The organism is Comamonadaceae bacterium M7527 (assembly GCA_021044545.1).
GTDB lineage: Bacteria > Pseudomonadota > Gammaproteobacteria > Burkholderiales > Burkholderiaceae_C > RS62.
Window position 1 is genome coordinate 1,836,930 of record CP087990.1, and the last position, 21,502, is coordinate 1,858,431.

The following is a 21,502-nucleotide window of genomic DNA, read 5'->3' on the forward strand; positions in this document are numbered from 1 at the left end:
CCGCATGGTGTGTGCATTAACTTTCTACAATAGCGCCATGACCGCTATTGCTACTCCTGCCGTTTTTGACCAAGCCTATACCCGAGGTGCTGCGCTGCCAGCTATTTTGGCGCAGCGCATTGCTATTTTGGACGGGGCCATGGGCACCATGATTCAGCGTTTTAAGCTGGGTGAAGCGCAATACCGTGGTGAGCGATTTAAAGATTTTCACCGAGACGTGAAGGGCAACAACGAGTTGCTAAGCCTCACGCGTGCGGACGTGATTGCCGATGTGCACGAGCGCTACTTGGCCGCTGGCGCGGACATGATAGAGACCAATACCTTTGGTGCCACACGCATTGCCCAAGAAGACTACGACATGGCCAACTTGGCCTACGAAATGAATGTCGCCTCTGCCCGGTTGGCACGCGCGGCTTGCGATAAATATGCCACGGCTGACAAGCCGCGTTTTGTAGTGGGTGCCTTAGGTCCCACGCCTAAAACCGCCAGCATCAGCCCGGATGTGAACGACCCCAGCGCGCGCAACGTTACCTTTGAGCAGCTGCGCGCGTCGTATTACGAGCAAGTGCAGGGTTTGTTTGACGGTGGTGCAGACGTGCTGTTGGTCGAGACGATTTTTGACACGCTTAATGCCAAGGCGGCGTTGTTTGCGATTGAAGAATTTTTTGATGCCACTGGTGAGCGCCTGCCTGTCATCATCAGTGGCACGGTGACCGATGCCTCAGGCCGTGTGTTGAGCGGTCAAACCGTGACCGCATTTTGGGCCAGCGTGCGCCATGTCAAGCCACTGGCCGTGGGCCTGAACTGCGCCCTGGGGGCTACGCTGATGCGCCCCTACATACAAGAGCGCTAAAGTGGCCCAGGGCACTTACATCAGCTGCTACCCCAACGCGGGCCTGCCCAATCCCATGAGCGATACCGGTTTTGATGAAACCCCGGAAGTGACCAGTCGCTTGCTACATGAGTTTGCCGCGCAAGGCTTGGTGAACATTGTGGGCGGCTGCTGCGGCACCACCCCCGAGCACATCGCCGCCATTGGTGATGCGGTCAGGCCTGAAAAGGCAAGGGATGTGACGTGGGCGGCATACCGCGAAGCGGCTTAAACGCAGCAGCCTGCCGCTGGGCATGTCGCCAGGGTCTTTGCTACATAAAAGCGTTGGTCGTGGTGTGTCTTGTAGGCGAAAAAAAGCCCGATTGCCAATGGCAGTCGGGCCGTGTGCGCAGACTTAGACTTGGGTAGTCAGGCTTTGTCTCAAGAAAGCTTTATATGTTTGGTGCGTATGAAGTAAACGGCAGCGCCTAATGCGGCACCAATAATCCATGCGTAGCCAGACAAGTCGCTCAACTGGGCAACCAGACGGTGGCCACAGAAAAGACGGCACCAATGGCGAAGGCAATCACAGCATTGTCGTGCCAGCCGTTTTTGTAGTGGTACTTGCCACCGTCCATGTTGTAGAGGTCTTCCTGGCTCAAGACTTGTTTGCGAACCACGAAGTAATCCACAATCAAAATGCCGAACAGCGGCGCCAACGTGGCACCCAGCGTGTTGACAAAACCACCAATACCGATTTGGCTGATCACTGCTGTCCACAAGCCACCAATCACCAAGGCGAAGCCGGATGTGATCAGACCGGCCTTGCGAAAGCCAATGGTGTTGGGTGACAGGTTGGCAATGCCGTTCACTGCAGGAATGAAGTTGGCGACCAAGTTGATACCGACGGTGGCGGCAAAGAATGTCATGGCAGCAATGACGCTCAAGAACACGCTGTTGGTGCGTGCCACAATTTCTGTTGGGTTGATGATGGCCTCACCGTACACCACAGCTGCACCGGCGGTTGTGAGCAGGGCCAAGGCAGAGAACAAAATCATATTCAAAGGCAAACCCATGAAGTTGCCTTTAACCATGGCGTTCTTGTCTTTGGAAAAGCGTGAGAAGTCACTGAAGTTGATCATCACAGCAGAGAAGTAAGCCACCATGGTGCCAAAGATGGCTACAAAGCCAGATAGCTCGGTTTTCCAAGTGCCTTCAGGGTTGGCAAAGATGTTTTGCGCCGCTGAAAACAACTGTCCATCTGACATGGACCACAGCACAATGACCAAGGCAGTCATGACGGCGTACACAAATGGGCCAGCCAGGTTCAGGAAACCTTCAACCCAGCCCATGCCGCGCCAGAAAATCAGTATGTGGAACACCCATACAAACAAGAAGGCGACCCAGTCAATACCACTGAGGCCTAAAAACAGTGCATCGCCAGTTTCGGCCCCAGTGAGGGATTTGATGAGCAGTGCCAAAGCGGTTGATGCAAAGTAGACTTGTGCGCCGTACCAAAACACGGCAACAACCGCGCAATACAGCTGGTAGTTTGGCGCCCGCAGTGCCCATGCTGGCTCTTGCAAACACTGGGTATGCAATGCCATAGCGCTCGCCGGCTGCGCCGGACAAATTGACCATGCACATCACAAACAGGCTTGCGGCGATGAGGGCGGCAAAGGCCGTCCAGCCGCTAACGCCGAATGAAACAAACAAAGAGGCGACCAGGGTGTAGCCAAACAATGATTGGATGTCGTTGGCCCACACATTGAATATGGCAAACCAGCCCCACGTTTTCTCTTGGCTGGTGACTGGGCTTAACGCGCTGTTGTCGTTGGATTGCATGTCTGTCTCCTTAAGTCGTCATATGCCGTGGTCAGCCTTTAAAGAGGCAGTGCGTGCATGACGTGTTGTTGGTCAGGACATTTGTATTTAATTGCGTATACAAAATGTGAAGCAAAGTTTAACGCGAGCAGGCCTCAATAGTGAAATAAAAAGCATTCAATAATCAGGGTATTTCCCCTTGTTTTACGGATAAAATCCCATTTTATATATAAAAATAGTTACATAAACAGTTGCGGTGTGTAACGACACGCTTGGCCTTAGACTGGCGAGTCGATTCAACATTTACTACAACGCTTATCAGGCGCACAACATGTTTGGCATTACCGACCTTGGCGTTTTCGTGGCGGGCACCATTGCCATTGTGTTGCTGCCTGGGCCCAACTCGCTGTACGTGCTGACTGTGGCCACGCGTTCAGGTTTGCGTATGGGCTACGCGGGTGCAGCGGGTATTTTTACCGGCGACCTCCTGTTGATGTTGCTCACTGTTTTTGGCGCGGCCTCTGTGCTCAATGCATATCCGGCGGTGTTTCACGCCATCAAGTGGGCTGGTGCGGTCTACTTGGCGTGGCTGGGCTTAAAGCTTATTTGGGGCGGCATTCAAGGCTGGCGAGCTGCGCGCGGCACAGCCGGTGGCGTGCAAGCCATGATGAAAGACCTAAAGCCTGTGCCAGAGCACACGCCCAAGGCGGTATATCGCAAAGCCTTGGTGGTGAGCTTGTTAAACCCCAAGGCCATTTTCTTTTTCATTTCGTTTTTTGTGCAGTTTGTAGACCACAGCTACCCTAACCCCGGTATCAGCTTTGCCGTATTGGGTGCCATCGTGCAGTGCGCCAGTTTGGTGTACTTGAGTGCGCTCATCGTTGGCGGCGTGAAGTTGGCGCAAGCCTTTGCCCAGCGCAAACGCCTAAGCGCCTTGTTAACGGGGGTGGTGGGCATGATGTTTATTGCGTTTGGCGTGCGTTTGGCCGGATAGCCGTCTCGCTTTGACGCATTGCCGTTGTGATGCACGGCCACAAGCGCAGCGGTTAAAATGCTGGGTTGGTTGCCAAGGAGCGCTGCATCGCCTCACTCAGTGGGGTGTCAGGCTTGGCGAACCGTTGCGCAGCAAGCATGTGGCCTGCATACGCAACCGTAGCAACGGCGCTCGCCTGAACTTATGCGCCATCAGGTGAGGCCCGCTGTGAATCAAAATCAACCATCTCCTGCTTCTATACCCGCCATGCTGTTGTCTGGCCTTGAGCCGCTGCGCGTTGATGACAGTAGTTTGTTCATCAACGTGGGTGAGCGTACCAACGTTACAGGCTCTAAAGCCTTTGCCCGCCTGATTTTGAACGAGCAGTTTGAAGAGGCCTTGGCCGTGGCGCGTCAGCAGGTAGAAAACGGCGCACAAGTGGTAGACGTCAACATGGACGAAGCCATGTTGGACAGTCAAGCTGCCATGGTGAAGTTTTTAAATCTAATGGCCGGTGAGCCCGACATCGCCCGTGTGCCGGTGATGATTGACTCCAGCAAGTGGAGCGTGATTGAGGCGGGTTTGCAATGCGTGCAAGGCAAAAGCATTGTCAACTCCATCAGCATGAAAGAGGGCTTGGATGAATTCCGCCGTCAGGCCAAGCTGGTCAAGCGCTATGGCGCTGCTGCTGTGGTGATGGCCTTTGATGAGCAAGGCCAAGCGGATACTTACGAGCGCAAGATAGAGATTTGCGAGCGCGCTTATCGCGTGCTGGTAGACGACGTGGGGTTTGCAGCAGAAGACATTATTTTTGACCCCAACATCTTTGCCATTGCCACCGGTATTGAAGAGCACAACAACTACGCTGTTGATTTCATCAATGCTACGCGGTGGATTAAAGACAACTTGCCAGGCGCCAAAGTCAGCGGTGGTGTGTCCAACGTGAGCTTCAGCTTTCGCGGCAACGACCCGGTGCGCGAGGCCATTCACACCGTGTTTTTGTACTACGCCATCAAGGCGGGCATGGACATGGGCATTGTCAACGCAGGCATGGTGGGTGTGTACGACCAATTAGAGCCTGTGTTGCGTGAGCGCGTTGAAGATGTGGTGCTGAACCGCCGGCCCGACGCAGGCGAGCGGCTCATCGAAGTGGCCGAAACGGCCAAGGGCGCAGCAAAAGACGACAGCACAAAATATGAATGGCGCGCACTGCCTATTCGTGAGCGTTTAAGCCACGCGCTGGTTCGCGGTCTCAACGAGTTCATCGTGGAAGACACCGAAGAGATGTGGCAAAACATTGCTGACGGTGGCGGACGTCCGCTGCACGTGATTGAAGGCCCACTCATGGACGGCATGAACGTGGTGGGTGACTTGTTTGGCGAAGGCAAGATGTTTTTGCCGCAAGTGGTGAAGAGCGCGCGGGTGATGAAACAAGCCGTGGCCCACCTGGTGCCCTACATTGAAGAAGAAAAGCAGCGCATGCAAGCCGCTGGTGCTGATGTGCGTAGCAAGGGCAAGATTGTGATTGCCACTGTCAAGGGCGACGTTCATGACATCGGCAAAAACATCGTGACGGTGGTGTTGCAATGCAATAACTTTGACGTGGTCAACATGGGCGTGATGGTGCCGTGGCAAGACATACTGCAAAAAGCCAAGGACGAAAACGCCGACGTCGTGGGTTTGTCAGGCCTGATCACGCCAAGCCTTGAAGAGATGCAAGCTGTGGCCGCCGAGATGGAAAAAGACGCCTGGTTCCGCGAACGCCAAATACCGCTGCTGATTGGCGGCGCCACCACCAGCCGCGTGCACACTGCCGTCAAGATTGCGCCGCATTACAGCGGTCCCGTGGTGTATGTGCCAGATGCCTCGCGCAGCGTGAGTGTGGCCAGCGGCTTGTTGGGCGACGACAAGGCCAGGTATGTGGCCGAGCTCAACGTCGACTACGAGCGTGTGCGCAGCCAGCACGCCAACAAAAAGCAAACACCCCTGTGGACGCTGGCGCAAGCACGCGCCAATGCCGCGCCCATTGACTTCGCCAACTACACACCTGTGGTGCCCAAGTTTATTGGTAAGCGTGTGCTCAAAGGCGTGGACCTGAACGAGGTGGTGCCGTTTATTGATTGGGCCCCCTTCTTTCAAACCTGGGATTTGGCAGGCCCATACCCTGCCATTCTTCAAGACGAGGTGGTTGGTGAGCAAGCGCGCAATGTATTCGCCGACGCCCAGGTCATGCTTAAGCGCATGATTGACGGGCGCTGGCTGACCGCCAATGCGGTGGTGGGTTTGTACCCCGCGCAGCGACTAGGCGAGGACGACATTGCCCTGTACACCGACGAGACCCGCAGCACGGTGGCCATGACCTGGCACGGCCTGCGCCAGCAAACCGAGAAGCACATGGTGGACGGTGTGATGCGCCCCAGCCGCTGCCTGGCCGACTTTGTGGCCACGCCAGCCCAAGGTGCCGACTACGTTGGCCTGTTTGCGGTTACCGCCGGCATAGGTGCTGACGCGCGCGCAAAAGGTTTTGAAGACGCGCAAGACGATTACAGCGCCATCATGGTGAAAGCCCTGGCCGACCGCTTGGCCGAGGCCATGGCCGAGATGATGCACCAGCGTGTGCGCACGGACTGGTGGGGCTACGCGCCTAACGAGTCACTGACCAACGAGCAACTCATCAAGGAAGCTTACCAAGGCATTCGCCCCGCACCAGGCTACCCCGCTTGCCCAGACCACAGCGCCAAGAAAGCCATGTTTGAGCTGCTGCAAGCCGCAGACATTGGCATGGGCCTGACCGACAGCTTGGCCATGACACCCGCTGCCAGCGTCAGTGGTTTTTACCTGGCGCACCCGGATGCCACTTACTTCAACGTCGGCAAAGTGGGTGACGACCAGGTGGCAGACTTGGCCCAGCGCAGCGGCGTGGACGAGCAGCGGGTTAAGGTGCTATTGGGGCCTAACTTGTGAAGACTGCTAATTTACGCGGCGCGTTTTTGCTGGTTCTTAGCGACCATAGCCTGTCGATTTAGATTGGCTATCGGCAACAGTAGGTGCTGGCTTAAGTGGCTCACCACGGGCACAACGACGCCATCTCCTAAAAGGTGGTAAGCCTCGTTGTATTTTTCAGGTAATTTGTAATCATCCGACAGCCCCATCAACCGTGCAGCTTCCCGGGTTGAAATTAGCCGGCTTTTGATGCGTGCACCATGTACGATCATGATGGTTTGACGGCTTGAGCCGCCGCCTGGCGTGCGAAGGCATCCGGCAATGCCGTCAAATCGAACTTCAGCCCGTTGAACACCGCCACGCGTACGCTTGTAAATCGTCCCGACATGAGGCACTTTGTCAGCTTGTGCCGCAATAACTTTGCGGCGGTGTAGCGGGGACATCATGTCAAGAAGCCGCTTGGTCTCTTCATCTGAATGCCACTTAACGCTGTGTGGATCTCTTTCTACTAACGAGTCAAGAGTTGTTGATGCTTGTTTGTTTTGAGGTAAATGCCACCACCGCCAAAGAGTCTTGGTTGAATTACTCAATCGGTTGTGTGCTTTTAACATCGCGACAGGGTGCCAAGCTGGGTTAGGGGTGCCGGTGTGACTTCTTTCGGGCAATGACAATCCTGAGTCTATACCTACGATAAAAAGTCGTGGACGTGACTGTGGCAAAAAATGAACAGCGTCTATTAGCAAGGCTCCGACGAGATAACCTTCAAGCGCAAATGCGTCAACGATTGTTTCGAAATCTTTTCCGTCGTTAGAGGTGAGTGCTCCAAGTACATTCTCTAAAACAATCATCTTTGGTTTACGACCTTCGACGTTTAGGCTGGTGACTAACTTCCAGAATCCCCAAAAGGCTCCGGAATGGTTGCCGCCAAGCCCTGCACCAGAGCCTGCGAGCGATAGGTCTTGGCACGGGAAAGAGCCCCATGCCATAGTTACACAGCCAGGGAGCTCGGCAGGTTGGACAGCATAAATGTCCTTTAACGCAAGGTGTTCACTGCCCCAGTTGGCTTTATAGGAGTTGCCCTTGGTTGGACAGATGTCGTTGGCAAAGGTGCAACGCCAGCTTGCGCCCAGTCCCGCTCTGGCCATGCCGCCACCCGCGAAAAATTCGTAAAAACTATACATGTCGCCGCCTGTAAAAACTGTTTATTTATACAGCATCAGGCGACACGTGTCCAGCAAAGTTGCTAAAGTAAAGAAGCTGGCCCTTTAGTCGTCTAAACGTCATTTGGGTCTGAATCGGCAGAACCAATTAGCAACGAGTGGTATTTGGTCAGGCGTTGAAAGTGAGCATCCATCGCACCAGCAATCTGGCTTGAGTTTTTAACGGCGAGAAAATGCCCAACGATCTGGGCATAGTGGTTTGCTTGTCTTGGTAGCCGCTGCTCTGGGGCCTGTCTTTCGATGATCTCTTTGCTCGACATCACCTGAACTCGGTGGAATGACTTTGGAATGGGTGACTTTGAGGGGGTAGCTGGCACCGTCCCGTTCATCAGTTTCGATTTTGTATTGAAGTAGTGATATAGGCGGTTTTCCGTGGGCGTTATCTCGTTCAAGTCTGTGATCGGGTAGGCCCACACGTACGCGATTTCCCACACGTCAATTTGACGATTCGCAATGATGTCTGATCGGGCCGAAGTCAAGTGACGCGACACTCGCGATCGGATGCCGTCCTTTGACTGCCCAACATAAATGGGAACCTCGTCTAAGTCGCACAAGACATAGACTCCTGTTGCTGTGGGTAACTCTTTCATTGCTTTTCTGCGGAAGTCAAAATCTGTCGTCATAGGTCTCCTTCATAGCTTGTAGTCAAGTTTCATACATTAAAGATTGGGCGTGGCCGCTGGTTTGTTTCTCCTACGCCAAGTACCAAGCCCTAGATCAAACATGAAGCGGAGGCGGTAGATTCCCGAACTAGTGGGCATTTGACAACACCCGCTGGTATTGCACCGCCTCTGCCACGTGGCCGCTGCTCACATTAGCGCTGTCTTCTAGGTCGGCAATGGTTCTGGCCACGCGCATGACGCGGTGCATGCGTCTGGCCGACCATTGCAGTTTGGTGGCGGCTTGTTGTACAAAGGCTTTGGCATCAGGCGCTAGGTGCATGTGGTTGGTGAGTGACTCACCCACTAGTAAGTTGTTGGCGCAGCCTTGCCTTTGTTGAGCGCGCGCATGGGCTGCTGTAACGCGTTGTTGTATGGTTTCGCTGCTGTCATCAGCGGTGTGAGGCTGGTGGTTCAGTAGCGCTTCTGGCGGCACGGCCTGTACGTTGATGTGTAGGTCTATGCGGTCCAGCAGTGGGCCTGATAGTTTGCCTTGGTAGCGACTCACCTGGTCTGGTGTGCAGCGGCACTGTTTGGTGGCGTGTCCCAATAAGCCGCAAGGGCAGGGGTTCATGGCTGCAATCAGTTGAAACCTTGCTGGAAACTCCGCTTGGTGCGCGGCACGCGCAATGCGAATAACGCCAGTCTCAAGCGGTTCGCGCAAGGCTTCCAGGCTGGCTCTTGCAAACTCTGGAAATTCATCTAAAAACAGCACCCCGTTGTGCGCCAGCGATATTTCTCCTGGCTTGGGCGGTGAGCCGCCGCCCACCAGGGCCACAGCGCTGGCGGTGTGGTGAGGCGCTGCAAAAGGGCGTTTGCCGTATGAGTCGGCGTCAAAGCGCCCAACCAGTGACGCCACGGCCGCGCTGGCCAAGGCTTCGTCTGGTGTCATGGCGGGCAGCAGCCCGGCGAAGCGTTGCGCCAGCATGGATTTGCCCGCGCCAGGTGGGCCCACCATGAGTACGCTGTGTTTGCCAGCTGCTGCGATTTCAAGTGCACGCTTAACGCCTTGCTGACCCAACACATCACGCATGTTGGGGCCGCTGTGGTCGGGTTTTGGTGCGGGCGCTTGCACCACACACCAGCCTGAGCCGTCACTGTTGTCATGGTGTTGTGCGCGAATGGCATCGGGTTGTAGCTGCGCCACCACATCGCTCAGGTGTGCTGCGCGTATCACGCGCAAGCCCGGCACCCAGGCGGCCTCTTCAGCGCTACCGGGCGGCAGTACCAGCATGCGGGGCTGGTCAGCGGGGGCATGCTGCATTGCCAAGCCCATAGCCAGCGCGCCACGCACGGCGCGCAGCTCACCACTTAGCGACAACTCGCCTGCAAACTCGTAGCGCGCCAGTTGTGTTGCATCCACAAAGCCTGCCGCACATAGCACGCCCAAGGCAATAGGCAAGTCAAAGCGTCCCGAGTCTTTGGGCAAATCGGCAGGGGCGAGGTTGACCGTGATGCGCTTGTTATTGGGAAACGTCAAGCAGCTGTTGGCAATGGCGGCGCGCACGCGTTCACGCGCTTCTTTCACCTCGGTGTCGGCCAAGCCTACCAACGTGAAGCTGGGCAGGCCATTGGCCAAGTCCACTTCTACGGTCACAGGCATGGCTGATAAACCAGCCAAGGCCCTGGTCTGCACATGTGCCAGGCTCATGTCTTGTCTCCCTGATGTGTGGTGAGCGCTTTTGGTGCACGCCTTTTTATTGGGCATTGTGCACCAGCATTTGGGGTGCGTCTCGCACTATCGTGGTGCGCAGGCGGTGGTCAATAGCGTGTGATACCCCGCACAGTCTGCCTGGCACGGCTTGTGCAATGCAACAACAGACCAATTGTTCAAAAGAGGATTTCCCATGAAGTTAATCACCGCCATCATCAAACCGTTCAAGTTGGACGAAGTGCGTGAGGCCTTGTCTGCGATAGGTGTGCAGGGCATTACCGTGACCGAAGTGAAGGGTTTTGGTCGCCAAAAAGGCCATACCGAGTTGTACCGAGGTGCCGAATACGTTGTGGATTTTTTGCCAAAGGTTCGCCTTGAGGCGGCTGTGCCTGCCGACTTGACCGAGCGCGCTATTGAGGCCATCGAAGGTGCGGCACGTACCGGCAAGATTGGCGACGGCAAGATTTTTGTGACCACTGTTGAGCAAGTAGTGCGTATCCGCACCGGTGAGACTGGCCCTGCTGCGCTGTAAGCACCCGCTCACACCAAAACCCTGATTCAATTATTCATAGAGGACAAACAGATGACTTTCTCACCGCCTTCATCACTGCTTAAGTGGCTGCCCTTGCCACTTTTAGCCATGGGCTCTGGCGCGTTTGCGCAAGACGTCGCCGCCACTGTCAGCAAGGGCGACGTCACTTGGATGATGCTGTCTACCTTGCTGGTTGTCATGATGGCCGTGCCCGGCTTGGCGCTCTTTACGGCGGCCTGGTGCGCACTAAAAACATGTTGTCGGTGCTCATGCAAGTCATGGTGGTGTTCGCACTCATCGTGGTGCTGTGGGCCGTATATGGCTACTCTTTGGCGTTTGGCGCCGAGGGCCTGATCATTGGTGACTTCAGTCGCGTGTTCCTGATGGGCATCACACCCGATTCGTTGGCCGACACCTTCACCGAAGGCGTCAAGATTCCTGAGTACATCTTTGTCGCGTTCCAGGCCACGTTTGCTGGTATCACTTGTGCACTAATCGTGGGCTCATTTGCCGAGCGCATGAAGTTTGCGGCCGTGCTGTTGTTCAGCGTGTTGTGGTTCACATTTGCTTACCTGCCCATTGCACACATGGTGTGGGGTGTGGGCGGCTACTTGTTGGACAAAGGCGCCCTGGACTTTGCCGGCGGCACCGTTGTACACATCAACGCTGGCGTGGCCGGTTTGGTAGGTGCTTACATGTTGGGCAAGCGGATTGGCTACGGCCGTGAAGCCATGGCGCCTCACAGCCTGACCCTCACCATGGTTGGCGCGGCATTGTTGTGGGTAGGCTGGTTTGGCTTTAACGCAGGCTCTAATCTAGAAGCCACTTCAGGTGCAACGTTGGCCTTTGTGAACACTTTATTGGCACCAGCAGCAGCTGTGTTGGCCTGGTGTATTGGCGAAGTCATGACCAAGGGCAAGGCTTCCATGCTGGGTGCAGCGTCTGGCTTGGTGGCGGGTTTGGTGGGTATCACCCCAGCTTGTGGCTCGGTAGGCCCAATGGGTGCCATTGCCATCGGTTTGGCATGCGGCTTTGTCTGCTTGTGGGGTGTGACAGGCTTCAAGCGCATGATTGGTGCCGACGACTCACTGGACGTATTCGGTGTGCACGGCTTGGGCGGTATTGTCGGTGCGGTGCTCACTGGCGTGTTTGCAGCCCCTAGCCTGGGCGGCACAGGTGGTGCTGACTTCAACATTGCCAGCCAGGTTTGGATCCAGACAGAGGGTGTGCTCATCACCATAGTCTGGTCTGGCATCGTGGCATTTGTTGCCTACAAGCTGGTAGACATGTTGGTTGGTCTGCGTGTAACTGAAGACTCAGAGCGCGAAGGTCTGGACATCACGTCTCATGGTGAGACCGCGTACCACATGTAAAAGACCAATCCTGGGCCAGCCCCGGGCTTACCAAAAGCCGCTGCACCTGCATGGGTGTGGCGGCTTTTTTATGGTGGCTGCGGTGTAGATGGGGGGTTAGCCCCACAGTGGCGAGCAGTGGGCCAAAAATTTGGGCTTTGGCGTTAAGAAAATTCAGCCCCAGCCCTGGGTGTGACCGCTAACATGACAGGCATGCAAGCCCTTACCCCTACCGATTCGTCTAACGCCACCCCAGCTGCGCCTGCCCAGCAGCAAGCGCAAGCCGTTCAAGCGCTGGGTCAGCGCATTCGCGCAGCCAACGATGCAAGGCACGTGTTGCGCGTGCGCGGTGGCGGCAGTAAAGATTTTTATGGCCAGCCGCTGCGAGGCGAGGTGTTGGATACGAGCGCGCTCAACCATGTGTTGTCGTATGAGCCTACCGAGTTGGTGATCACGGTGGGGGCAGGCATGAAGCTGGATGCACTGACCCAACTGCTGGCCGAACAGCAGCAATGCTTGCCGTGTGATCCGCCGCTGTTTGGTGGTGCCACTGTTGGTGGCATGGTGGCCAGCGCCTTATCTGGCCCGGCCCGCGCCAGCGTGGGCGGGGTGAAAGACTTTGTACTGGGCATAGAAATGCTAGACGGCGCTGGCCAGGCTTTGCGCTTTGGTGGCCAGGTCATGAAAAACGTGGCGGGCTACGACATGAGCCGCTTGATGGTGGGCTCATTGGGTACCTTGGGGGTGCTCACTGAGGTCTCACTCAAGGTGCTGCCCATTGCAACGGCGCAAGCCACGCTGAAACTGGTGTGTACGCAAGAACAGGCGCTTACCATGCTGAACAAATGGGGCGGCCAGCCGCTGCCACTGAACGCCAGCACTTGGCTGGCCGAGTCAGGCCAGGGCGCTTTGTATGTGCGCTTGCGAGGCGCCAAGGCCGCTGTGGATACCGCTTGCCAAACCATGGCCGCAGGTGCGGCGGGTGACGGTGCCACTTGCACACAACTGGACGCCGAGCAAGCCGATGCGCTTTGGACCAGCTGGCGCGAACAAAGCCACGATTTTTTCAAACCCAAGTCCAGTACGCATTGCTTGTGGCGCCTGAGCGTGGCGCAAACTGCGCCCGTCATAGGGCTGTCGTCAGACACATTGGTGGAGTGGCATGGTGCGCAGCGCTGGGTATGGGCGCCTGCCAGTCAAGCGGGCGCGGTGCGTCAAGCGGCCCAAGAGGCGGGTGGTCACGCCACATTGTTTAGGGTTAGTCAAAGCGGCGGCGAGGCTGACAAGGCCGTTGGCGTATTTCACGCCCCGCAACACGCCATTGCAGACATAGGCCAGCGCTTGCGCGTGCAACTGGACGCCGCCGGCGTTTTTGCCACGCAGCGCATGTAAGCGCACACGCTTCACAACACTTAAAACATACGAGACAGCATGCAAACCACGCTAGCCCCCGAGTACAAGGACACCGCCGACGGCCAAGCCGCAGAGGCCATATTGCGCAAGTGTGTGCACTGCGGTTTTTGTACGGCAACATGCCCTACCTATCAACTGTTAGGCGACGAGTTAGACGGCCCGCGCGGACGTATTTATCTCATCAAGCAAGTGCTGGAAGGCCAAACGCCAACGCGTAAAACCCAACTGCATTTGGACCGCTGCTTAACCTGCCGCAACTGCGAAACCACTTGCCCAAGTGGAGTGCAATACGGCCACTTGGTGGACATTGGCCGCAAGCTGGTAGACGACAAAGTCGCTCGCCCCCTGCCAGAGCGCCTTTTGCGCACGGCGCTTAAAGAAGGCTTGCCCTCTAAAGCGTTTGCGCCTGCTATGAAGCTGGGCCAAAGTGTGCGTGGCTTGTTGCCCGCAGCGCTGAAGGCAAGGTGTCTGCCAAGCAAGCGTCTGGCGCGTGGCCTACGCGCACACATGCGCGCCAGGTCCTGATGCTGGCCGGTTGTGTACAGCCCGCCATGATGCCCAATGTCAACACCGCCACAGCGCGCGTGTTGGACGCGGTAGGCGTGCAAACGGTGGTGGCGCCCAGCGCAGGTTGCTGCGGTGCGGTGAAGTTTCACCTCAATGACCATGACGGCGGCAAAGCGCACATGCGCGCCAACATTGATGCGTGGTGGCCGTTTATTGAGCCCGCCGATGGCAGCAAGCCGGTTGAGGCCATAGTGATGAACGCATCAGGCTGCGGCGTGATGGTGAAAGATTACGGCCATGTGCTCCAGGACGATGCGGTTTATGCCGACAAGGCGCGCCGCGTGAGCGAACTGACAAAAGACTTGAGCGAGTTGTTGCCAGATTGGGTAGAGCCGTTGCAAGCGCTGCTAAAGCCAGACCATACAGCCAGACAAATGTTGGCCTACCACCCGCCTTGCACCTTGCAGCATGGCCAGCAGCTGCGCGGCGGTGTTGAACAGCATTTGGGCGCTTTGGGCTTTCAAGTGGCGGTGGCCAATAACGAGTCCAACTTGTGTTGCGGCTCGGCAGGCACCTACTCGGTGCTCAATCCGGGTTTGTCCAAGCAGCTGCGTGACCGAAAGTTGGGTCACTTGGCCGAGCTGGGCGCGCCAACCATCGTGTCGGCCAACGTGGGTTGCATCAGCCACCTGCAAAGTGGCACCGATGTGCCAGTGCGCCATTGGGTTGAGGTGTTAGACGACGCCGTGCAAGCGGCCAGCTAAAGTGTGTGCGGCTCGTCCCGCGCAATGGACATGAGCCGCGCCAGCTCTTCGGGGTGCGCGCGCATGTTGTGCGCGTGCCAGCGCTGAATGAGGTACATCACGCCGGCGACCAGCAGCCCAAAGCATGCAATGGAGGCGTAGGCACTAACGCCCACAGCTGTGGCAAAGCTGTACAACATCCCCAAGCCCAAAATGCAAGCTTGCTCGTTGAAGTTTTGCACCGCTATTGACCGGCCTGCGCCCATCAGGTTGTGGCCTCGGTGTTGCAACAGTGCATTCATGGGCACCACCAAAAAGCCGCCAACGCCACCCAGCACAATTAAAAACGGAATGGCCAGCCACAGCTTGTCAATCACGTTGAGCAGCAGCACCAACAATCCCAGAACCACACCCAGCGGCATGAGTTTGCAAGCCCAGTCCAGGCGCATGCGCATAGATGCCACCACTGCGCCAACAGCCGTGCCAATGGCCACGACACCTACCAGTTTGGCCGCTTGTGTGGTGGAGTAGTTCAGCGCCACAGCCGCCCAAGCCAACACGATGTAGCGCAGGTTGCCGCTGACGCCCCAAAACAAAGTGGTGGTGGCAAGCGAGATTTGCCCCAGCTTGTCGTGCCATAAACGCTTGTTACAGCCGTAAAAGTCGGGCACCAGCGTCCACAGCTTGCGCGGCATGGGGCGCAAGGTGACCGTGGTGCGGGGTATACGGGTGTTAAACCAAGCCGCCAGTGCATACACAAACACCAAGCTGACTATGGCCGATTGCGCCACGGTGTCAATGCCCAAGTTGACGACTGGCACGTCAATCGCAAGAAGCCACGGGCCAATGACTGGCCCTACCAATTGCCCGCCCAGTACCACGCCCAAAATAATAGAGCCAATGGTTAAGCCCTCTATCCAACCATTGGCCTTGACCAGTTGCGAGGCTGGCAACAGCTCTGTGAGAATGCCGTATTTGGCGGGCGAATAGGCCGCCGCACCCAAGCCCACCACGGCATAAGCCATTAGTGGGTGGCTGCCCCACAGCATCATCAAGCAGCCCACCACTTTGATGGCGTTGCTGATGAACATGACCTGACCCTTTGGCCTGGCGTCTGCAAATGCACCCACCCAGGGTGCCAACACCACATAGAACAGCGCAAACATAGGCACCAAAGCGGCAGCTTGCCATACGGGTGCGCCAGTGTTGCGCAGCAGCGCAACAGCAACGACGAACAGCGCGTTGTCAGCCAAAGAGCTGAAAAACTGCGCCGACATGATGGTGTAGAAGCCGCGCTTCATTTAAGTGGGGTTATTGTTGGATGAGGTAGACCTGCGCAGCGCCGGCCGGTAGCTGGTTATAGCACGCGCCAAGGTGGTGCCTGAATTGCCATGTTTGGCCTATGTCGTCACCCGGTGACAAAGCGAGCCGGGTTATGCTGTCACTTGCGACATCCCGCAACAATTCGCAACACATACAACAAGCCATATGCCGCGCCCTATTCAAGCTGTTATCCATGTCGATGGTTTGCGCCATAACCTGGCCGCCATGCACGCTGCAGCGCCGCATGCACGGGTGTGGGCCGTGGTGAAGGCCAACGCCTATGGCCACGGCATTGAGCGCGCGTTTGATGGGCTGCGCGCCGCTGATGGTTTTGCGCTACTTGACCTGGCAGAGGCCCAACGTGTCCGCGCACTGGGTTGGCGCGGCCCCATTTTTTGTTGTTGGAGGGTGTCTTTGAGTTGCGCGACCTGGAACTTTGCTCGCGCCTGGACCTGTGGCATGTGGTGCATTGTGAGAGACAAATCGACTGGCTTGCCACGCACAAAACGCAGCTTGGCCACCATGTGTTTTTAAAGCTCAACTCCGGCATGAACCGTCTGGGCTTCACGCCTGATGCGTTTCGCGCGGCCTGGACACGCTTGGATGCACTACCGCAAGTTGAAGAAATATCGCTGATGACGCACTTTAGCGACGCCGATGGCGATCGCGGCGTAGCCCATCAAGTGGCTGTTTTTGAGCGCGCCACGCGTGACTTGGCAGGCGCACGTGCGCTGTGCAATACGGCCGCCACGTTGCGTCATGCAGGCGCAGCGCTTGAGGTGCAACACCAAACCAGCGAGTTGAGCGCGGACTGGGTGCGCGCTGGCATTGCCTTGTACGGCAGCGCTCCCGACCACCCGGCAGGCAGCGCCCAAACCTGGGGCCTGCAGCCTGCCATGACACTGAAGAGTGAACTGCTGGCGGTGCAGCACTTGCAAGCGGGCGACACCGTGGGCTATGGCTCAACGTTTACAGCCGACAAAGCCATGAGCCTTGGCGTGGTGGCTTGCGGCTACGCGGACGGCTACCCACGGCATGCGCCTACAGGTACACCTGTGCTGGTGGACGGCATTGCCACCCGCTTGGTGGGCCGTGTGAGCATGGATATGCTCACCGTTGACCTTACCCCGGTGCTTGAGCAGCGCGGCCAAATGCCTGGCGCGGGCGCTGAAGTGGTGTTGTGGGGTTACAGCAAGCACGGTACTTTGCTGCCAGTGGACGAGGTTGCATACAGTGCACACACCATTGCCTATGAGTTGCTGTGTGCCATTGCCCCGCGGGTGCCTGTGGTGGTAGCCAGCGCTGACTGACGCCTTTCACAGGGTGATGTTCACGTTCTGCGGTGCATCACAATAGCGTTTTAAAAATCTGTAGCGCCGCTGTAGCGCGTATCGCCTTAAAAAAACCGTTACTCTTGCCGTCATGCAAACGCAACACCCACCTCTTAAGTTTCTCTCGCCTGCTTGGTTTTCCATTGTGATGGGGCTGGCGGGCTTGGCGTTGACCTGGTCGAACGCGCAAGCCCGTATGGGCGAGCCCGCGCGGCTGTTGGCCATGGCCCTGGGCGGTGTTGCGGCTACCGTGTTGGTGGTCTTGTTGGTGCTTAGCGTGCGCCGCGCACAGCAGTTCCCAGAGGCTTTGGCGCAAGATCTGACACATCCGGTGCGTCATGCGTTTGTAGCCGCAGTGCCAGTGGGCATGTTGTTGCTACTGGCCTTGTTTGTACAAGTGTTGGGCCCCAGTATCTGGTTGGCTGCAGCATGGTGTGTCACGGCTTGCGCGCAAATGGCGGTGACTTGGTGGGTGTTGTCGCGTTGGCTAAAACCTGCGGTGCCAGACGACAGTGGCAACACTGCTATGTGGCCAGGTATCACGCCTGTTTTGTTTATCCCCTGTAGTGGGCAACGTGGTGGCACCTTTGGCTGGCGTAGCGCTGGGTTTTGAGACGTGGTCTGTCATGCAGTTGGCAATTGCCTTGTTTTTCTGGCCCATGGTGTTTGTGTTGGTGTTGGCCAGGCGAGCCGCTCACAGTGCCTTGCCGCCCAAGCTGCTACCCACGTGGTTTATTACAGTGGCGCCACCATCAGTAGGCGGCGTGGTGGCCTTGCAAATGGGCGCGCCCTTGTGGCTGGCGCATATGGCTTGGGCCCTGGCCTTGTTCACCTTGTTGTGGGTAGCCCCGGTGTTGCGCCGCGCCGCCAACGAGGGCTTTCACATGGGATTCTGGGCTATGTCCTTCCCAATGGCAGCGTTGACCAGCCTCACACTCAAATTGTCTGCGGCCACGCCTGCCAATACGCTGTTGGCTGCAGCGGCCATGGCGGCTTTGGTGCTGACCAACGTGGTGATAGTCATGTTGGCGCTGTCTACATGGCGAGGCTTGAAAGCAGGCAGTTTGTTGGTGCCCGAGGTGCCAGTTGCCGGCACTGTGTTTCCCATAAAAGCGGTTTAGCAGCATTCAGGTCTTTGCCAGGACAGCTGGTCAAGCCATGGTGCATGGTGTGGTCAGTCGCCCAAGTGCGCGATGGCCAACTTGAAAGCCGCTACAGTCAAGGCCACTATGACTGGCAACATCCCCGCAGACAATGACGACTGGACCTTGGTTGCCAGCTACAGCGATGCGCAGAAAGCCTATGTGTTGCAAGCCTGCTTGCAGGCTGCTGGCGTACCAGCCGAGTTGGCCGATGCACACATGGCGCAAACGCATTCCTTGTTGGCTGGCGCCATACCCGTGCGCTTGCTTGTGCCCAAGAGTTGGCACGACCAAGCGCTGCGGGTGCTGCAAGCTTTTGAGCGCGGCGACTTCGCGCTGCCAGACGACTATGACGATGAGAGTCAACCATGACAACTACAACCGACCCAGATCAACAAACGCACGCACGAACAGATAGCCATGGTGTGCCGCCAGCGGCTGAGTTTGACTACATCGTGGTGGGCGCTGGTACGGCAGGGTGTTTGCTGGCCAACCGCTTAAGCGCCGACAGCACCAAGCGTGTGTTGCTGCTAGAGGCTGGCAAGCCGGACAACTACCACTGGATACACATCCCTGTGGGCTACCTGTACTGCATTGGTAACCCGCGCACAGACTGGATGTACAACACAGAGCCAGCCGCAGGGCTCAATGGGCGCAGCTTGCGCTACCCGCGCGGCAAGACATTGGGCGGCTGCTCCAGTATCAACGGCATGATTTACATGCGTGGTCAAGCCAGGGACTACGACCAATGGGCTGCGCTCATAGGTGATGATGCCTGGCGTTGGGACAACTGCCTGCCAGACTTTTTGGCCCACGAGTCGCACTACAGCCTAGACGCTGAGCACGCCACCAACACGCAGTGGCACGCCAAAGGTGGTGAGTGGCGCGTCGAAAAACAACGTTTACGTTGGGAAGTGTTGGATGCTTTTTCCAAAGCTGCGCAGCAAAGTGGCATAGCCGCCACGGCGGACTTCAACCGTGGCGACAACACCGGCGTGGGTTATTTTGAGGTTAATCAGCGCAGCGGCTGGCGCTGGAATACGTCTAAAGCGTTTTTACGCGGCATTAAAAGCCGGCCTAATTTGCAAGTGCGCACCCAGGCCCAAGTGGCCAGTCTGCAGTTGTCGCGCAAGCCCGATGGCTGGCAGTGTCTGGGCGTTAGCCTGCTGGACGGCACCCAGCTGCGAGCCACCCACAGCGTGGTGTTGAGCGCCGGTAGCATAGGGTCGGCGCAGTTGCTGCAGTGTTCTGGCATAGGCGATGCGCAGGTGCTGCACGCCGCGGGTGTGAAGCCGCAGGTGCATTTGCCTGGTGTGGGGCGCAACCTACAAGACCACTTGCAAATCCGGACCGTATTTAAAGTGCGCGGTGTGGCCACGCTCAACACCATGGCCAACAGCTTGTGGGGCAAGGCCAAAATTGGCTTGGAATACGCTTTCAAGCGCTCTGGTCCCATGAGCATGGCACCTAGCCAGTTGGGTGTGTTCACCCGCTCAAGCCCAGAGATGGCGCACGCCAACTTGCAATACCATGTGCAGCCCTTGAGCCTGGATGCATTTGGTGAGCCCTTGCACAGCTTCAACGCTTTCACCGCCAGTGTGTGCAACCTTAACCCCAGCAGTCGTGGCACGGTACACATTAAAACGCCTAATGCGGCAGATGCACCCGCGATTGCGCCCAACTATTTGTCTACTGATGAAGACAGGCACATTGCGGCGGATTCCTTGCGCATCACGCGTCGCATCGTGGCGCAGTCCGCATTGGCCTCTTACCAGCCCGAAGAGGTCAAGCCCGGCGTGCAATACCAAAGCGACCAAGAGCTGGCCAAGCTCGCAGGTGACATTGCCACCACCATATTTCACCCAGTCGGCACGACCAAAATGGGTTCTGATGACGACTTGATGGCGGTTGTCGACAGCCGTTTGCGCGTCAAAGATGGCAGTGGCGGTGTTGTTGCAGGTTTGCGTGTGGTGGATGCAGGCGTGATGCCCACCATTACCAGTGGCAACACAAACAGCCCCACATTGATGATTGCCGAAAAAGCCGCGAGGTGGCTTTTAGCGGTTGATTAGTCCAGTCATAGGTCTGTGTCCCTAGGGAAAGTCCTCATAGTCTAGGCCTGCCTGGCTTGTTACATTGGTTGCACTCGCGCGGTAGGCATCAGCTGCTTGCCTCGCATGCGAGGATCGAGGAGACATTCGCTAGCGCACCCAAAGAGGTGCCACAACCACAAAGCGCCGGTGAAAGCCGGCGCTTTTTTTTCGTGTCTGGCATAAGCGTATGCATGCGCGTGGGCCCCCACCCGAGTAGTTTCATGGAATTGTTATTGGTCACAGTGGCCTCGTTTGCCGCTGGTTTTGTGGACGCCATTGTGGGTGGTGGCGGCTTGGTGCTGGTACCCGCCATGTTTGCCACATTCCCCAACGCACATCCGGCCACTTTGTTTGGCGTGAACAAAAGCGCCTCCATGTGGGGCACAGCGGCTGCGGCATGGCAGTTTTCCAGGCGTGTGAACATGCCTTGGGGCTCTTTGTTGCCTGCGGTGGTGCTGGCTTTGCTGGGTTCGCTATTGGGCGCGTGGCTGGTCACCAAAATATCGCCAGAGTTATTTCGCCAGGCTTTGCCCGTCATATTGTTGGCGGTGCTGCTGTACACCTTGGTTAAAAAAGACATGGGTCGCGAGCACAAGCCGCGCTTTGCTGCCAAAGGCGAGCGCCTTGTTATGTGCAGCTTGGGGCTTGTGATTGGCTTTTATGACGGATTCTTTGGGCCAGGCACGGGCAGCTTTTTGGTATTTGCCATGGTGCGTTGGTTGGGCTTTGACTTTTTGCACGCCAGCGCCAATGCCAAGGTGTTAAACCTTGCTTCCAATATGGCCGCGCTTGGTTTGTTCATCAGTACCGGTCATATTTGGTGGCACCTGGTGGTGTACATCGCCATTGCCAATGTTGCTGGCAGTTTGCTGGGCACACGCTTGGCGCTGCGCCATGGCTCAGGCTTTGTGCGCTTGGCCTTTATGGTGGTGGTGAGCTTGCTGATTTTTAAAACCGCTTGGGATGCTTACTTGGCCTAAGT

The 21,502-nt window shown here is 56.9% G+C and carries 12 protein-coding genes, 5 pseudogenes and 1 riboswitch; of the genes and pseudogenes, 12 read left to right on the forward strand and 5 right to left on the reverse strand.

Annotated features, from left to right (window positions below):
* Positions 1-37 precede the first annotated feature (37 nt).
* A pseudogene (locus LN050_08865) lies at positions 38-1,103 on the forward strand (homocysteine S-methyltransferase family protein).
* Positions 1,104-1,341: 238 nt separating this feature from the next.
* On the opposite strand, the gene LN050_08870 reads toward LN050_08865, so the two are convergent.
* Positions 1,342-2,418 carry a cytosine permease gene (locus LN050_08870; protein UFS55878.1) on the reverse strand — a complete coding sequence of 359 codons (1,077 nt, stop codon included), beginning with the start codon at positions 2,416-2,418 and terminating at the stop codon, positions 1,342-1,344.
* A 548-nt stretch (positions 2,419-2,966) separates the two neighbouring features.
* Between LN050_08870 and leuE the strand changes: the two genes are divergently transcribed.
* Positions 2,967-3,629, forward strand: a complete 663-nt coding sequence (gene leuE, locus LN050_08875) for a leucine efflux protein LeuE (protein ID UFS55879.1) — start codon at positions 2,967-2,969, stop codon at positions 3,627-3,629.
* A gap of 68 nt (positions 3,630-3,697) precedes the next feature.
* A riboswitch (S-adenosyl-L-homocysteine riboswitch) is annotated at positions 3,698-3,809 on the forward strand.
* 66 nt (positions 3,810-3,875) lie between these two features.
* Entirely contained in the window at positions 3,876-6,572 is a 2,697-nt protein-coding gene (metH, locus tag LN050_08880) for a methionine synthase (protein UFS57377.1), read from the forward strand.
* A gap of 11 nt (positions 6,573-6,583) precedes the next feature.
* On the opposite strand, the gene LN050_08885 is transcribed toward metH, so the two are convergent.
* The 3 genes from LN050_08885 to LN050_08895 all read right to left on the reverse strand — a co-directional run bounded on the left by LN050_08885 (position 6,584) and on the right by LN050_08895 (position 10,081).
* The gene (locus tag LN050_08885; protein ID UFS55880.1) at positions 6,584-7,732 is read right to left on the reverse strand and encodes a DNA cytosine methyltransferase; all 1,149 of its coding nucleotides are present in this window, start codon (positions 7,730-7,732) and stop codon (positions 6,584-6,586) included.
* A 92-nt stretch (positions 7,733-7,824) separates the two neighbouring features.
* Positions 7,825-8,394 (reverse strand): GIY-YIG nuclease family protein, encoded by a 570-nt coding sequence (locus LN050_08890; GenBank protein UFS55881.1) that lies wholly within the window; start codon positions 8,392-8,394, stop codon positions 7,825-7,827.
* Positions 8,395-8,521: 127 nt separating this feature from the next.
* Positions 8,522-10,081 (reverse strand): YifB family Mg chelatase-like AAA ATPase, encoded by a 1,560-nt coding sequence (locus tag LN050_08895; protein ID UFS55882.1) that lies wholly within the window; start codon positions 10,079-10,081, stop codon positions 8,522-8,524.
* Positions 10,082-10,277: 196 nt separating this feature from the next.
* On the opposite strand from LN050_08895, the gene LN050_08900 reads away from it, so the two are divergent.
* The 4 genes and pseudogenes from LN050_08900 to glcF all read left to right on the forward strand — a co-directional run bounded on the left by LN050_08900 (position 10,278) and on the right by glcF (position 14,652).
* Positions 10,278-10,616 (forward strand): P-II family nitrogen regulator, encoded by a 339-nt coding sequence (locus LN050_08900; GenBank protein ID UFS55883.1) that lies wholly within the window; start codon positions 10,278-10,280, stop codon positions 10,614-10,616.
* A gap of 108 nt (positions 10,617-10,724) precedes the next feature.
* Positions 10,725-11,989: pseudogene (gene amt, locus LN050_08905) on the forward strand (ammonium transporter).
* Positions 11,990-12,181: 192 nt separating this feature from the next.
* The gene (gene glcE, locus LN050_08910; GenBank protein UFS55884.1) at positions 12,182-13,360 is read left to right on the forward strand and encodes a glycolate oxidase subunit GlcE; all 1,179 of its coding nucleotides are present in this window, start codon (positions 12,182-12,184) and stop codon (positions 13,358-13,360) included.
* A gap of 39 nt (positions 13,361-13,399) precedes the next feature.
* A pseudogene (gene glcF, locus LN050_08915) lies at positions 13,400-14,652 on the forward strand (glycolate oxidase subunit GlcF).
* On the opposite strand, the gene lplT reads toward glcF, so the two are convergent.
* A complete protein-coding gene (lplT, locus tag LN050_08920; protein UFS55885.1) occupies positions 14,649-15,932 on the reverse strand; it encodes a lysophospholipid transporter LplT in 1,284 nt (427 codons plus the stop codon). The pseudogene glcF and the gene lplT overlap by 4 nt on opposite strands.
* A 187-nt stretch (positions 15,933-16,119) precedes the next feature.
* Here lplT and alr point away from each other — a divergent pair.
* From alr to LN050_08945, 5 genes and pseudogenes are all read left to right on the forward strand, one after another.
* Positions 16,120-17,264: pseudogene (alr, locus tag LN050_08925) on the forward strand (alanine racemase).
* A 169-nt stretch (positions 17,265-17,433) separates the two neighbouring features.
* Positions 17,434-18,406 (forward strand): annotated as a pseudogene (locus tag LN050_08930) (C4-dicarboxylate ABC transporter).
* Positions 18,407-18,478: 72 nt separating this feature from the next.
* Positions 18,479-18,799 carry a DUF2007 domain-containing protein gene (locus LN050_08935; protein UFS55886.1) on the forward strand — a complete coding sequence of 107 codons (321 nt, stop codon included), beginning with the start codon at positions 18,479-18,481 and terminating at the stop codon, positions 18,797-18,799.
* The gene (locus tag LN050_08940) at positions 18,796-20,499 is read left to right on the forward strand and encodes a GMC family oxidoreductase (protein ID UFS55887.1); all 1,704 of its coding nucleotides are present in this window, start codon (positions 18,796-18,798) and stop codon (positions 20,497-20,499) included. Before LN050_08935 ends, LN050_08940 begins: the two co-directional genes overlap by 4 nt.
* 242 nt (positions 20,500-20,741) lie before the next feature.
* Positions 20,742-21,500, forward strand: coding sequence for a TSUP family transporter (locus LN050_08945; GenBank protein UFS55888.1), 759 nt, complete (start codon positions 20,742-20,744; stop codon positions 21,498-21,500).
* The last annotated feature ends 2 nt before the right edge of the window (positions 21,501-21,502 follow it).